The 13,517-nt window shown below is 34.4% G+C and carries 14 protein-coding genes and 1 other annotated feature; of the genes, 2 read left to right on the top strand and 12 right to left on the bottom strand.

The window, feature by feature from the left end; translation table 11 throughout:
* From Q0E86_RS03120 to Q0E86_RS03100, 5 genes are all read right to left on the bottom strand, one after another.
* Positions 1 to 1,823 (bottom strand): ABC transporter ATP-binding protein (locus tag Q0E86_RS03120; RefSeq protein ID WP_295754479.1); only part of this gene is annotated, 1,823 nt, incomplete at its 3' end.
* Positions 1,816 to 3,999 carry an ABC transporter ATP-binding protein gene (locus Q0E86_RS03115; protein WP_295754478.1) on the bottom strand — a complete coding sequence of 728 codons (2,184 nt, stop codon included), beginning with the start codon at positions 3,997 to 3,999 and terminating at the stop codon, positions 1,816 to 1,818. The genes Q0E86_RS03115 and Q0E86_RS03120, both read right to left, overlap by 8 nt.
* Positions 3,996 to 4,433 (bottom strand): MarR family winged helix-turn-helix transcriptional regulator, encoded by a 438-nt coding sequence (locus Q0E86_RS03110; protein WP_295754477.1) that lies wholly within the window; start codon positions 4,431 to 4,433, stop codon positions 3,996 to 3,998. Before Q0E86_RS03110 ends, Q0E86_RS03115 begins: the two co-directional genes overlap by 4 nt.
* A gap of 211 nt (positions 4,434 to 4,644) precedes the next feature.
* Positions 4,645 to 5,067 (bottom strand): PH domain-containing protein, encoded by a 423-nt coding sequence (locus Q0E86_RS03105; protein ID WP_295754476.1) that lies wholly within the window; start codon positions 5,065 to 5,067, stop codon positions 4,645 to 4,647.
* A 552-nt stretch (positions 5,068 to 5,619) separates the two neighbouring features.
* A complete protein-coding gene (locus Q0E86_RS03100; RefSeq protein ID WP_295754475.1) occupies positions 5,620 to 5,838 on the bottom strand; it encodes a DUF3791 domain-containing protein in 219 nt (72 codons plus the stop codon).
* 256 nt (positions 5,839 to 6,094) lie between these two features.
* Here Q0E86_RS03100 and Q0E86_RS03095 point away from each other — a divergent pair, with 256 nt between their 5' ends.
* A complete protein-coding gene (locus tag Q0E86_RS03095) occupies positions 6,095 to 6,358 on the top strand; it encodes a type II toxin-antitoxin system Phd/YefM family antitoxin (RefSeq protein WP_295754474.1) in 264 nt (87 codons plus the stop codon).
* A 186-nt stretch (positions 6,359 to 6,544) separates the two neighbouring features.
* Here Q0E86_RS03095 and Q0E86_RS03090 read toward each other — a convergent pair whose 3' ends face one another.
* Positions 6,545 to 9,157, bottom strand: coding sequence for a valine--tRNA ligase (locus tag Q0E86_RS03090; RefSeq protein ID WP_295754472.1), 2,613 nt, complete (start codon positions 9,155 to 9,157; stop codon positions 6,545 to 6,547).
* Positions 9,158 to 9,196: 39 nt separating this feature from the next.
* Positions 9,197 to 9,389, bottom strand: a binding site (T-box leader).
* A gap of 101 nt (positions 9,390 to 9,490) precedes the next feature.
* Between Q0E86_RS03090 and Q0E86_RS03085 the strand changes: the two genes are divergently transcribed.
* Complete coding sequence (locus Q0E86_RS03085; protein ID WP_040466224.1) at positions 9,491 to 9,712, top strand: hypothetical protein; 222 nt, start codon at positions 9,491 to 9,493, stop codon at positions 9,710 to 9,712.
* A 19-nt stretch (positions 9,713 to 9,731) separates the two neighbouring features.
* Here the strand turns inward: Q0E86_RS03085 and Q0E86_RS03080 are convergent, their stop codons facing one another.
* Genes Q0E86_RS03080 through Q0E86_RS03055 form a run of 6 tightly spaced genes read right to left on the bottom strand, consistent with a single transcriptional unit; the run spans position 9,732 to position 13,380 of the window.
* The gene (locus Q0E86_RS03080; RefSeq protein ID WP_295754471.1) at positions 9,732 to 10,199 is read right to left on the bottom strand and encodes a hypothetical protein; all 468 of its coding nucleotides are present in this window, start codon (positions 10,197 to 10,199) and stop codon (positions 9,732 to 9,734) included.
* A complete protein-coding gene (locus Q0E86_RS03075) occupies positions 10,196 to 10,645 on the bottom strand; it encodes a DUF3990 domain-containing protein (protein WP_295754470.1) in 450 nt (149 codons plus the stop codon). Before Q0E86_RS03075 ends, Q0E86_RS03080 begins: the two co-directional genes overlap by 4 nt.
* A 33-nt stretch (positions 10,646 to 10,678) precedes the next feature.
* A complete protein-coding gene (locus Q0E86_RS03070) occupies positions 10,679 to 10,972 on the bottom strand; it encodes an HIRAN domain-containing protein (protein WP_295754469.1) in 294 nt (97 codons plus the stop codon).
* A 44-nt stretch (positions 10,973 to 11,016) separates the two neighbouring features.
* Positions 11,017 to 11,391: a DUF2752 domain-containing protein gene (locus Q0E86_RS03065; protein WP_295754468.1), complete on the bottom strand. Its 375-nt coding sequence runs from the start codon at positions 11,389 to 11,391 to the stop codon at positions 11,017 to 11,019.
* Positions 11,372 to 12,241: a GYF domain-containing protein gene (locus Q0E86_RS03060; RefSeq protein ID WP_295754467.1), complete on the bottom strand. Its 870-nt coding sequence runs from the start codon at positions 12,239 to 12,241 to the stop codon at positions 11,372 to 11,374. The genes Q0E86_RS03065 and Q0E86_RS03060 overlap by 20 nt, the downstream gene beginning before the upstream one ends.
* 50 nt (positions 12,242 to 12,291) lie before the next feature.
* The gene (locus tag Q0E86_RS03055) at positions 12,292 to 13,380 is read right to left on the bottom strand and encodes a hypothetical protein (RefSeq protein ID WP_295754466.1); all 1,089 of its coding nucleotides are present in this window, start codon (positions 13,378 to 13,380) and stop codon (positions 12,292 to 12,294) included.
* Positions 13,381 to 13,517 lie beyond the last annotated feature (137 nt).

The following is a 13,517-nucleotide window of genomic DNA, read 5'->3' as shown; positions in this document are numbered from 1 at the left end:
TGAGCATTATATAACTTCGTATAGAAACCATTACGTTTCATCAATTCATCATGACTTCCCACTTCTACAATGTCACCATGATCCATCACAATAATATTATCTGCATCACGAATGGTAGAAAGTCTATGCGCAATCACAAAACTAGTACGTCCCTTCATCAATTCATCCATACCTTTTTGAATCAAGACTTCTGTACGTGTATCTACACTACTTGTTGCCTCATCCAAAATCAAGATCTTAGGATCTGCCAAGAAAGCACGTGCAATTGTTAGTAATTGTCTTTGCCCCTGACTAATATTACTTGAAGATTCATTTAATACTGTATCATAGCCATGATCTAATGTATGAATAAAGTGATCCACATGAGCTGCCTTAGCTGCCTTGATTACTTGTTCATCACTCGCACTAGGTTTTCCAAAACGTAGATTTTCTAGAATACTACCCTCAAATAGCCAAGCATCCTGTAATACCATACCGACCATATTGCGTAAGCTACTTCTTGTATATTCCGTAATATTATGGCCATCAATATAAATAGAACCTGAATTCAATTCATAGAATCGCATCAATAGTTTGACAATCGTAGTTTTACCAGCACCTGTAGGACCTACAATAGCTGTAGTTTGGCCTGGCTTAATATACATTGAAAAATCATTGATGACAATTTTATTTGGATCATAACCGAAACATACATTTTCAAAAGTCACTTGGCCTTTTACGTCCTTTAATACAACTGGATCTTTTACATCACTAACCTCTTCATCGGCTGCCAAGAATTCAAATACACGTTCAGCTGCAGCTGCCGTACTTTGAAGCATATTCATCGATTGTGAGATTTGCGAAATCGGTTGTGTAAAGTTACGTGTATATGTGATGAAAGATTGAATATCACCCACCACAATTTCACCATGAATCGTTAAGTATCCACCTAAAATACATACTCCCACATAGCCTAGATTCCCAATTAAGTTTGTCAAAGGCATCATAAGTCCTGATAAGAATTGTGACTTCCAAGCACTCGTATACAATTGATCATTATATTCTTTAAAAGTACGTAAAGAATCTTCTTCACCATTAAAAGCCTTCACAATCGTATGGGCTGCATACATCTCTTCAATATGTCCATTGACTAAACCCAAAGATTTTTGTTGAGCCTTGAAATAACGTTGACTCTTTTTGACAACGACCATGACCAAGATCAAACTTAATGGAATGACAATCAAAGCCATCAGTGTCATCTTCCATGAAATACTGATCATCATCACTAAAAAGCCAATGATTTGTACAAAGCTAGATACCATAGTCGATAAAGATTGATTCAAAGATTGTACTAATGTATCTACATCGTTGGTAAATCTTGAAAGAATATCTCCATGACTATTTTTATCAAAATAAGACAATGGTAGTCGATCGATTTTTTGATTCATTTCCTGACGAAGCTTGTATCCCATCTTATTTGAGACACCACTCATCAACCAACCTTGAAGATAAGAGAAGGCTGTACTCAAGGCATAAATAGCTAATAATAAGGCACATGTTTTTTGGATCGCATCAAAATCAATGCCACCCTTACCTTGTACTTTATTCATAAAGCCTTGGGCAATTTCGGTAATAATATTTCCTTGAATCTTAGGTCCAATCACCATGATACAAACGGAGACAACCGCACAAAGAATACCCACTAAAAATGAGAATTTAAAGGGTTTAATGTAGTTTAAAAGCTTCTTCATCGTTCCCTTGAAGTCTTTTGCCTTTTCACCACCGCCACGCATACCATGGCCCATAGGACCTCTAGGACGGTTATTTTGTTTTTGATTAGACATTGGCAAGTTCCTCCTTTGTCAGTTGGCTCGATGCGATCTGTTGATAAACTTCACAAGATTTCATCAACTCCGAATGTGTACCTTTGCCAACCATCTTTCCTTCATCCAATACAATGATTTGATCGGCATGTAAAATACTTGAAATACGTTGAGCAACAAGTAATACGGTACTCTTTGTTTCTTTACAAGATGTGGCTAAAGCCTCTCTAAGTTTGGCATCCGTTTTAAAGTCTAGAGCACTAAAGCTATCATCGAAAATATAGATTTCAGGTTTACGCACAATGGCACGTGCAATTGAAAGTCTTTGTCTTTGGCCACCCGAAACATTGGTACCACCCTGGTTAATTTCTGAATGTATTCCTTCTGGTTTTTTAGATACGAATTCTAATGATTGAGAAATATCTAAAGCGCTTTGAATATCATTCTCACTCGCATCTTTCTTTGAATATAATAAGTTGGATTCAATGTCTCCCGATAGTAACATTCCCTTTTGTGGAACATAGCCAATACGACTTCTTAGATCCGCTTGTTTCACATCACGAATGTCAACGCCATCCACCAAGATCGAACCACTTGTTACATCATAAAATCTTGGTACTAAGTTAATTAGTGTTGATTTACCAGATCCTGTACTTCCAATAAAGGCTGTGGTTTGGCCTGGTTTTGTTTCAAAGCTAATATCATTCAATACATATTCATCGGCACCAGGATATTTAAACGAAACGTTTTTAAAGGATACGACTCCATGCATTGAAGATGAAAAATCCAAAGGATTGGATTTATCTTTTACGGTAATTTCACTACTTAATACTTCATGAATACGCAAAGCACTGACATTCGCTCTAGGAAGCATGATTGTGACCATTGTAATCATTAAGAAGGCCATGATGACTTGTATCGCATACTGCATAAAGGCCATGATACTACCGACTTGAATCATTCCTGAATCGACTTGTTTCGATCCAAACCATAAAATCATTAGGGTTGTACCATTCATTAAAAACATCATAATTGGCATCATAATGGCCATAGCTCGTGTTGTGAATAATGAAATGGAAGTGATGTCCGTATTGGCTTTATCAAACTTAGATTCTTCAAGCTTTTCATTATTAAAGGCACGAATGACTAACATTCCATCCAATAATTCACGAACCACACTATTCATTTTATCGATCATTTTCTGCATGATCTTAAATTTAGGCATCACAATCATAAAGATCAATAGAACTACACTTAAAATCACAACGACACATAAGGCTAGAATCCAAGTCATATTCGCACCCGATTCAATAACGTGAAAAATAGCTCCAACACCAATAATTGGTGCGTACATAACGATTCTTAAAAACATAACGATCGTCATTTGAAGTTGTTGAATATCATTTGTGGTACGTGTAATTAAGGAAGAAGTACTAAACGTATTTAGATTCTCATTGGAAAAGTGGGTTACTTTTTCAAAGACTTCTTTACGCAAATCTTTAGAAAAACCTGCCGCAATACGACTAGCTAAAAATCCTACTAGAATCGCACATATAGCACTGCCTAGAGCATATCCTAACATCTTAAGTCCAGAAAAGATAATATAGTCTTGTTGCATCTTTTCCATATCCATACCTAGATCTGTATATTCTTTCTTTAAGAATTGTGAACTCATGCTCGATACAGTTGAACTTCCTAATTTAGAGATTTCAGTCTTGGCAGAATCCCTATAAGAATCAATTCCATTCATCATAAGAAGTTGTGGTATTTGTACACCAGATGATTTCGCATCCTTACTTACTTCTACCATAGTCATTTGAAGTAAGGTCATACATGATTCTAACTTTGACTTCTTTGATTCATTAATGTCCTTCAATAAGTAAACATTCTCTTCTTTAAGTGCAGGAATCAATGATTTTTGTTCCTTTGTTGCAGATGCACTTTTAACCAATTTATAGCTAGAAGTAATCAAATCCTTTTCCGAATCATTTGAAAACATCAAAAACGAATTTAAAGTCTTCTCACTGATTTGTTGATACACACCACTTTCAATACCCGCATTCTGAATACCTGTATTGACAATATTTTGCATATAATCCGGCATTGTAAGTTCACAAGTTGCTTGTCCAAACAACAAACCAAATGCGAGTACAATGGATAGCCAATATGGCTTTAAATATTTCAATATCTTTGTCATTTATTTTCCTCCATATAATGAGCTGTCTTTTTTAAAATATCTCTTAAATGCGCACAATCAGACTCCCCTAGATAATCCAAGTAGTCATATACATTCTTTACGTGCATATCCATTCGATTTTGAAACATCTCAATCGCTTCAGGGACAATTTGAATATATACGGTTCTTCGATCTGTATTCGAATGCACCCTTTGAAGCAGACCCTTCTTTTCAAATCCCGCAATCATCTGCGAAACAGCTGCAGCAGATACACCTAAGATACTTGCCAATTCACTCATCGTAATCTGATGATTCTCTGCTTTATAAATCGTTTTAAACAACATCACATCCTTAAGTCGCGGCCCATCTTTACAATGACGGTTATTTCGAACATAGTTCGTGACTTTATACGTTAGATCAAACATCAAATCGAGTACTTCATCTTGAACTTTCATAAGAACCTCCAATTTATTTAAGTTACTTAACTATATACCTACTTAACTATTAAGTCAATAAAAAAAGATATGCACAAAACATATCTTTTAAAGAACTTGAAATCCCTTCTCGCAGACCCATTGATTTAAAAAGAGATTTCAAAGAACTTCTAGTAGTGATTATACTACATGAAGACAATGAAGATAAAGATTCAGCAATCACCAAATTTGTTTATTTTGCTTCTCTCTTTAATTTTCTCAATATTTCGCCAGCAAACTCTGTGCCGTCTCGATTGATTGAGATTTTAACTTCTCCATCCACTGTATTCAGTATTAAAGTTCCTGCTGTCAATGCTTTTTTGTAGAATACATTCCTGATCTGACTCCAATTCCACTCTTTAAATTTGTATCCAAACATGTTTTTAGAACATTTTATCAGGCGTTTTTTAGTAGCCACAAAACATTTTCCATTTACAGTAATGAATGGAAGATTAAGTCTTTCATCTGAATCTAACATCGCGATAATCTGTCCAAAGCATTTTATCGCATTTTTTTCAGATATACCACCAATCATATCATTATTAATTGAATAGTAATATGCTTCCATCGCAAGTTCATGATTCTTCATCTTTTTAATTTTCTCTTGATCATACATAATAGGTTCCCTTTCATTTAGTTCGTAATTGCCCAAACGTTTTATTGTCATTAATATTATTAACACAATTAAATCGAAGAATATATAGTGAGTTGCACAATTAAGAAAATATGGTATATTAATTAAGACGAAGGTGACGCAAGAGGCGCACGCCCAGTTTCTGTACGCAGAGGCTGGTTTTTTTATTTCCAGATTCTCATAATCAAAAATCGAGGTATAACCTGCACACATGCACATCATACCTCGCTAAAAGCTTCTTAGCTTTTGTTCCTAATGTTAGTTTACACTTCAATCCAATAGACAGTCAATCATAAAAAGAAACATCTTACTCAATATCGTCTAAGTCCGATCTTAAAGTAGTCTTAGATACACGAATATATACAAAATAGTAGAGAATTGCCAAAATGCCTGTTAATACGGTTTCCTCCAAATTGTGCTGCATAGCAAATTGTACCGTTTGAATCAAGAGTACCAACGTTATTAAAGCAAAAACTAGTGTTTATTATAATTTTCGTGGTAGATACAATTTTGATTAAACAGTTTATTTTACAACTACACGTCTATTCCCTTTTCTCTAACAAACTCTGTAATATCTTCAACCAAATATTCTTTTCCTAACGTATGCAAAACATCATAGCATTTAATAATGTAATCATCTAATATACCTGTCGTATTCAAGATTTCGTACACTTCAGTCGTTGTCATATTCCAATGTTGACCAAGAGCATGGAGAATGAATACCACAAACGTTAATTCCTTCTTTTCGAGCATGAGATATACCACCTTTCAGTTTCTTAGACACTATTTTTATTGGAAGTTTTCATTAATTTAGCTTTGTGTTATATGTGCCGTTCAACAACAAAGCTCAGCTATTCAGTTGTCTGTCAATCTGTATTAATTTCTTTCCTTAAAGAAAGGTCATTCTCATTGACATACCAAGATTTAATTGTACCAACACTTTTAGTAACTCCATTGAGTTCATAACAAAATATGTTTATAATTTTGTTATGAACAAGGAGGTGCTTTTATGCCGAAAATCAAATCAAGTGCTGATTTAAGGAACAATTACAATGAAATTTCTACATTTTGTCATAATTATCCAGAACCAGTTTTTATTACGAAAAATGGAAAAGGCGACCTTGCAGTTATGAGTATTGAAGCCTACGAAGATCTTACCAGCCGCTTTGAGCTATACAGCCAAATTAAGGAAGGAATGGATGATGTTGCATCAGGTAATACCCAACCCTTTTCTAAAGCTATGGCAGATATCAGGTGTCGCCGCACACGATGAGTTATCAGTTTCATATCACATCCATCACAGAGCATGATATTATACATGCTGTGGTGATGCAAATTCTAACAGCGTCTGAGTCTTTCTTTCTCATTGTGCGAAAGAAAGAAAGGAAAGTCAAATAGATGTAGAAACAAATGTTTTGTCGATTAAAAAAAACGCCCAGAAACCTGAGCGTAATTTATACTATCCTAACTTCTTAAGGATGTTATCTAATTGTGTTTTCGTCATTTCTAGCTTTTCTGTGTAAGAAGCTAGTTTTTCTTTTTCTGCATTGACCTTAGCTTCTGGTGCTTTATTGACAAATCCAGGATTTTTCAACATGCCTGAACAACGTTTGATTTCGTTTTCTAGGCGTGCGATTTCTTTTTCAAGTTTTCCTTTTTCTTCTTCTAAGTCAATTAATGCATCCATCGCAACTGTTAATACAGCTTTTTCAATTGTACGTGATAATACATCTTCTGTATTTAAATCTTCTTTGACTGTGGCGTGTGCCATACGTGCAAGGATTGCAGTAGATTCTGAATTTAATGCTACATAGCCATTGTCGTTGTGTAATGAAATTGTTAAGTCTTCACTTGGTTTCATTGCATATTCAACTTTGATTTCACGTACCGTTTGAATTGCACTGATTACTAATGCCATTTCATCTTTTTCAGCGTCTGTATATTCGAATTCAACTTTTTCTGGCCATGTTTCTACATTTAAGCTTTCTTTTTCATGAGGTAAGTTCAAATAGATTTCTTCAGTCACAAATGGCATGAATGGAGATAATACTTTTAAAATTCCCATCATAACTGTATATAGAACCGCTTTTGTGTTGGCTACTAAGCTTTCGTCTTCTGAGTATAGAGTAGCTTTAGAAAGTTCAATGTACCAGCTGCAGAAATCGTCCCATACAAAGCTATATAGTTCGTTTCCTACAATGGCCAATTCATATTTATCCATGTTTGTAGATACATGATCTAATACTTCGTTAAAACGAGCTAAGATCCATTTGTCTACGCTGTTTGCCTTAGTCATGTCTAGTTCTGGTTTTGTATCACCAATTTGCATTTGAACATAACGAGCAGCATTCCAGATCTTATTGATAAAGTTCCAGCTTGCATCCATCTTAGTTTCGTCAAAACGTAAGTCTTGTCCTGGTGTTGAGTTTGTTGTTAAGAAGAAACGTAAGGCGTCAGCACCCTTTTCTTGAATTACATCCATTGGATCAATACCATTACCTAATGATTTAGACATTTTGCGTCCTTGTGTATCACGAACAAGTCCATGGATCAAGACGTCTTTGAATGGACGGTTCTTCATGCAGTAGCGTGTTTGGAAAGCCATACGAGCTACCCAGAAGAAGATGATGTCATATCCTGTTACCAATACATCATTAGGGAAATAACGTTCTAAATCGGCTGTACTTTCTGGCCAACCTAATGTTGAGAATGGCCATAATGCACTTGAGAACCAAGTATCCAATACATCTTCATCTTGAGTCCAGTTTTCAATGTCTTTTGGATCTTCCATTCCAACATAGATTTCACCCGTTTCTTTGTTTGTCCAAGCTGGAATTCTGTGTCCCCACCACAATTGACGAGAGATACACCAATCTTCAATATTTTCTAGCCATTGTTCAAATGTTTTATTGAAACGAGAAGGTACAAAGTTGATTCTTTGATCTTCGATTTCTTGATTCTTTAATACCTCTTCAGCTAATGGTTTCATCTTAACAAACCATTGTTTACTTAAATAAGGCTCTACAATAACACCTGTTCTTTCTGAGTGTCCTACTTGGTGTAAGTGTTCTTCGATATGATCAACTACACCTGCTTCTTTAAAGTCATTGACTAAAGCTTCACGACATTCAAAACGATCCATACCCGCATACTTACCGCACATGTCATTCATAGTTCCATCTGGATTCATACAGATTGGCATTGGTAAGTTATATTTTTTAGCTAATGCGAAGTCATTTGGATCATGTGCTGGCGTACATTTCATAACAGCTGTACCAAAGCTCATGTCAATATAATCATCGGCCATGATTGGAAGTTCGTCCCCGTTTGCAGGGTTGATCGCATGCATTCCAACGATATCTTTATATCTTTCATCATCTGGGTGAACAAAGATAGCTTGGTCGGCAAACATTGTTTCTGGACGAGTTGTCGCAATCACTAATTCTTGTCCTGTTTCTACGACTTTATATTTAAAGTAATACATGTGACCCATGATTTCTTTGTGTTCTACTTCAATGTTAGACAATGCTGTTTTGGCTTCAGGATCCCAGTTAATGATTCTTTCACCTTGATAGATTAGTCCATCATTATATAAGTCTACAAAGACTTTACGAACAGCTTGTGATAAACCTTCATCTAATGTAAAGCGTTCACGACTGTAATCTAAAGATAAACCTAATTTAGCCCATTGACTACGAATGGTAGAAGCATATTCTTCTTTCCATTCCCATGCTCTTTCTAAGAATTTTTCACGACCAATGTCATAACGAGAAATTCCTTCTGATTTTAAACGAGCATCTACTTTTGCCTGTGTCGCAATACCCGCATGGTCCATTCCGGCTACCCAGCATACATCATAGCCTTTTAATCTTTTATAACGACATAAAATATCTTGTAGTGTTGTATCCCATGCATGTCCCAAGTGTAGCTTTCCAGTTACGTTTGGTGGAGGGATCACAATACAATATGGGCGTTTTGATAGATCGCCCGCTGTGAAATATCCTTTTTCAATCCAATTTTGGTATTTATCATTTTCTACTGCTAAATGATTATATTTTGCTTCCAACGTCATCCACAATCATCCTTTCCGTAAATATAAAAAAGCACATCCCCATAGGACGTGCTTGACGTGGTACCACCTAATTTTATTCTCATTCACATTAACGCTGTGTCACGAAATTTACTACTTAGTTTCATAAATTCAACTCAAAGACTACCTTCATCTACCCTACACACAAGCTTTCACCAGCCGCCTGCTCTCTAAAGAATAGTTGTAAATTACTCCTTCTTGTCATCGCTTTGAATTTAGTTTATCAAAGAAAAAGTAAAAACTCAAATCATTTTGAAAAATAAGTTGTTTTATTCTCTACTTTACTATATGATGATTAAAGAAAGCGGTGTAAACATGGATAATCAATTATACAATCAAATCAAAGCTGTTCATGAACAGTATATTAAAGAACAAAATCGTTTAGAAGATGAAATCGATCGTTTAAGAAGAGAAATCGTTTGTCTCGATAATGAAGATGAAATCGAAGCCTTGAATAAACTTGTTCGAATTGATGACATCAAACGTAAGATGGTTGTAGAATTCATTCATAGTTTAGATAAGATTGTGGAGCAATAAGTCCACAATCTTTTTTTATTTAAAACTCACCATTCTTATATGCACGCGCAATCACGTAAGAAGGTTCATAATAGGAACCATTATTATAATCGTCTAATGTTCTGCAAATTTCATCATTGTAGATTCTCAATATACCTTCAATATAATCTTCATCTGGATATAATGTATCCACTATAAGTCTTGTATATACTTTTCCCATATCCAATTCAGTTGGAATATGTGTACATAATTCACGATTTACATCTTCAATATGAAAATTGCCCTGCTTTAACCCATATTCTTCAATTACATCATAAACAACCTGATCTGAATTTTCGCTATGCAAGACATTGGCGACACTTATCAAATGATACAAAGGATCATATCCAAGTTTATTCACAACATATGAGTTTCGCTGATGAAGATGTCTAGACACTTTTTCAATTAGAAAACAAATATAGAACAAATCATTCTCTTCAATAGGCTCATTAAAGTATTTGTTCATCATAACTGATAACTCCTATCATATTCCAGACATTTCAAAGCGGCTTCTGTACAAAATACAATTTGATGTGTAGGATACTTGAATTTAACCAACTCCCAAAATGCAGTTCTAGAAATGAATCCACGCGCAAAGTCATCTACATAATTCCAAATTGTATCATCCGCCATTGGACCTTCGACAATATCATAATTATGTCTTTCACCTTGTCTTGATGAAACCACAAAGTCTAGCCATTCATCACTCATCTCTTTAAAGATCCGACAATTTAAATTCTTATTTTCAGTATAAGAATATACATTCACAACATGTCTATTCTTTTTAGTTAAAGCCCATCTTTTAGCTTGTTTTTCTTCAAAAGAACAATAGAATCCATATCCAAAATCTTTGTATGAACCATCTAAATATATTTTTGGCTCATCCAATACGTTATTGTCACCCTGATACCACATCTTACCTATACCTATTCCAATTCTTTAATACACTTATTCTACAAGTTCACATACAACTCCCTTATCTAGAATGAACTTGATCTTACCCTGTGCCTCATCTTCAATCTTATCATATAATCTACCAGCACTATAGCTTTCTCCTAGTACTGTATATGGACTATTCGCAACATATCCAATCTTTCCTAGACCTGCAAGATTGACACTAATGGCTTCCCTATCATATTCATTGTCCTTATCTTTCTTTAGATATACGACCATTTCCTTTTCTAGAAATTCATTTCCGTAATAATGGTTTAAACCTGTAATTGTGAAATAAATGTTTGACATATTCTTGTCCTCCTTTTGATTTCACAATACATCTTTAATTGACATTATACGTGTCTAAATATGAAATAAATTAAATTATTTTTATCATAAACCATTGGACTATTCGGAAAATAAACAAGCATTCGATAGATATAATAGATAATCATTAGAACAGCCCAGATGATCAATAGTTTTTTTATTCGTTCTTGATTCTTAGAATTGAATACAATCCATACAAATACAACAATGGTTGGAATAAGTAGTGCATGATAATAGATGGATTCAGAGAATTTAAATTGTAGTAAATAATATAGGCTTGTTTTCATGTTGCATCCTGGACATGGAAAGCCTGTAAGTGTTTGAATAGGACATTTGTAGAATAATAAAAGAAGGAATAGTATAAGAACTATTCCTAAAGTCTTAGTTTTTTGTGAGTCCATTGATATTACTTTGTAGGATGCAATAAGAAACTAATGATAATTGTAGAATGGCTAATACCATTAAGATAACACTATCATCACTTAAATGTTGACCATTTTTAGTTAGACTTGAAACCATCTTACCAGCCTTCCACATATAGTAGATATGATAAATACCGCAAGTGACAATACTTAATATAACTACAAGGAATGGATCGGGTCCTTTTTCTTGGTGTTGGCTTGCACATAGATCATTTAAATCTTTGGCAATACTATATAGCCAATATAGACCATACAATCCACATGTCACAAACGTTAATACTACATTTAAGGCAATACTCTTTTCTTTGACACCATAATAAGAAGGTTGTGGTGTAGGTTCTGGTTCAGGCATTTCATTTCCTGCAAGCTCCGTATTTTTTAAGCGCGTCCAATCTTGCATACCTGTTTTCCATACAAAGCTATTGTCTGAAAGAATACCCGCATCCATAAAACCTTTCATTTCTTCTTGTGAATAAGGTCCTTTTGAATCATTGTTTTCTACATAGTACCAATTCTTTTCTTCATCCACGCTCAAAAATTCATTGAGTTCACTATCCTCTAGTTTTTGCCAATCCTTTAAGCTAGCCTTCCATACAAGAGTCGACCCCGTGATCTTATTGGATTCAATCAATTCTTTCATTTCTTCTAAAGTATATGCACCTTTAGAATCATTATTCTCTACATAATACCATTCTTTAGCTTGGGTTTTATCAACAACCTCAATAGGTTCAATAGTATCTTCTTCGACTTCTACTTCTACTTTTGTTCCGCAATTTGAACAGAACTTTGCATCATCACTAATTTCGTGACCACAATTTTTACAATACATAACAAACATCCTTTCGATTGATTCAATTATAAGATGAATCTTGTGTTATCTCAACTATTTAAGAAAAACTTAAGATTATGAATTTGACGATTTAATAAAACACATAGCTTATGAATACGTTGATCTGAATAAGAAGTCATATGTTGATATTGATGCAACAAGTCATCAAACCATGCAGGTAAATCTTGTAGTTTATCTATATCAATGCGATTTAAATCTTGTACAACTTGAATAATTTCATTAAAGGATTTGATTTCATGAAAGAACTTATATTCACCATCATATTGAATATTAAGACTTTGTCCATTATCAAATATAGGTGCAACATCGACCCATTTGAGTGTATTCACATTTCGAATAATGCCAAAATTATTTAAATGCCGATCTTCATTTAACATTAAGTAGTCCAAAATAAACATATTCTCCATTTTAATACGAGCATCCTCAATACCTTCAGACTCTAATTTATGTATATAAGAATCATAGTCATTCATAATTTGACGGGCTGTAATAAGCTCTGTATTGACATCAATGAAACATGGACATTTAGAGACAACCATATCTTTGTAGATAGCCAAAGAGTATTCAACATGATTAAATCCAAGTCTTCTACAAATTTCACTAGCCAAGACTTCATTAAAAGGTTGTAGTGTTTCGCTTTTATACCCACCCTTTAATAAATAGCGAATACCATCTTCAATAATCCAAGCCTTTCTTAACATACCATCCGTTGTATTATTTGGAGAATATAATGAAGATTCATTTTGAATACAATTCGTATTCTTTGATAAAGAAGCATCCATGAATGGAGCGTATTCAAAATCGTTTTCAAAGAAATTGATCTTATCATGGGATATATTCAAATCTATTGGTTTCAACCAATATTGATCGGATAAAGATAAGCCAAAAGCCTTATCCAATAATTCACTTGGTGCATGTACATTCAAACGGTGCATTAACAAATCCAACCGGTATCTATAAGATGGAATTCCACGATTTTTAAACCATTCACTCAATTCAACACATGAAACACACAAACGATAAGGCATATAGTCCGTATTATACAACGCATATATATTCGTGAATACACCAACACCACTCATATATTCAGCCTCTAATACAGGTGTATTTTTATTCATTAAGATACATCTCATATTCTTTTCTCCAATAAACAAAAGAAACGGGTAGGCGTACAGACCTACCCTCAGTATACGGGCTCTTCACCCTAAATTTGAATAGATATACGGGCTCTTCACCCTAATACGTATCCTCTATG

The organism is uncultured Holdemanella sp. (genome assembly GCF_934754935.1).
In the GTDB taxonomy this organism is placed as follows: Bacteria; Bacillota_I; Bacilli_A; order Erysipelotrichales; family Erysipelotrichaceae; genus Holdemanella.
Note: the sequence above shows the minus strand (reverse complement) of the source record. Positions and strands in the feature narration are given on the sequence as shown.

Coding starts and splice junctions, on each gene's coding strand:
- Q0E86_RS03085 (WP_040466224.1), top strand. CDS start 9,491: ATGGATAATCAATTATACAATCAAATCAAAGCTGTTCATGAACAGTAT.
- Q0E86_RS03075 (WP_295754470.1), bottom strand. CDS start 10,645: ATGTGGTATCAGGGTGACAATAACGTATTGGATGAGCCAAAAATATAT.
- Q0E86_RS03065 (WP_295754468.1), bottom strand. CDS start 11,391: ATGGACTCACAAAAAACTAAGACTTTAGGAATAGTTCTTATACTATTC.
- Q0E86_RS03060 (WP_295754467.1), bottom strand. CDS start 12,241: ATGTATTGTAAAAATTGTGGTCACGAAATTAGTGATGATGCAAAGTTC.
- Q0E86_RS03110 (WP_295754477.1), bottom strand. CDS start 4,433: ATGAAAGTTCAAGATGAAGTACTCGATTTGATGTTTGATCTAACGTAT.
- Q0E86_RS03090 (WP_295754472.1), bottom strand. CDS start 9,157: ATGACGTTGGAAGCAAAATATAATCATTTAGCAGTAGAAAATGATAAA.
- Q0E86_RS03115 (WP_295754478.1), bottom strand. CDS start 3,999: ATGACAAAGATATTGAAATATTTAAAGCCATATTGGCTATCCATTGTA.
- Q0E86_RS03105 (WP_295754476.1), bottom strand. CDS start 5,067: ATGTATGATCAAGAGAAAATTAAAAAGATGAAGAATCATGAACTTGCG.
- Q0E86_RS03070 (WP_295754469.1), bottom strand. CDS start 10,972: ATGTCAAACATTTATTTCACAATTACAGGTTTAAACCATTATTACGGA.
- Q0E86_RS03055 (WP_295754466.1), bottom strand. CDS start 13,380: ATGAATAAAAATACACCTGTATTAGAGGCTGAATATATGAGTGGTGTT.
- Q0E86_RS03100 (WP_295754475.1), bottom strand. CDS start 5,838: ATGCTCGAAAAGAAGGAATTAACGTTTGTGGTATTCATTCTCCATGCT.
- Q0E86_RS03080 (WP_295754471.1), bottom strand. CDS start 10,199: ATGATGAACAAATACTTTAATGAGCCTATTGAAGAGAATGATTTGTTC.
- Q0E86_RS03095 (WP_295754474.1), top strand. CDS start 6,095: ATGCCGAAAATCAAATCAAGTGCTGATTTAAGGAACAATTACAATGAA.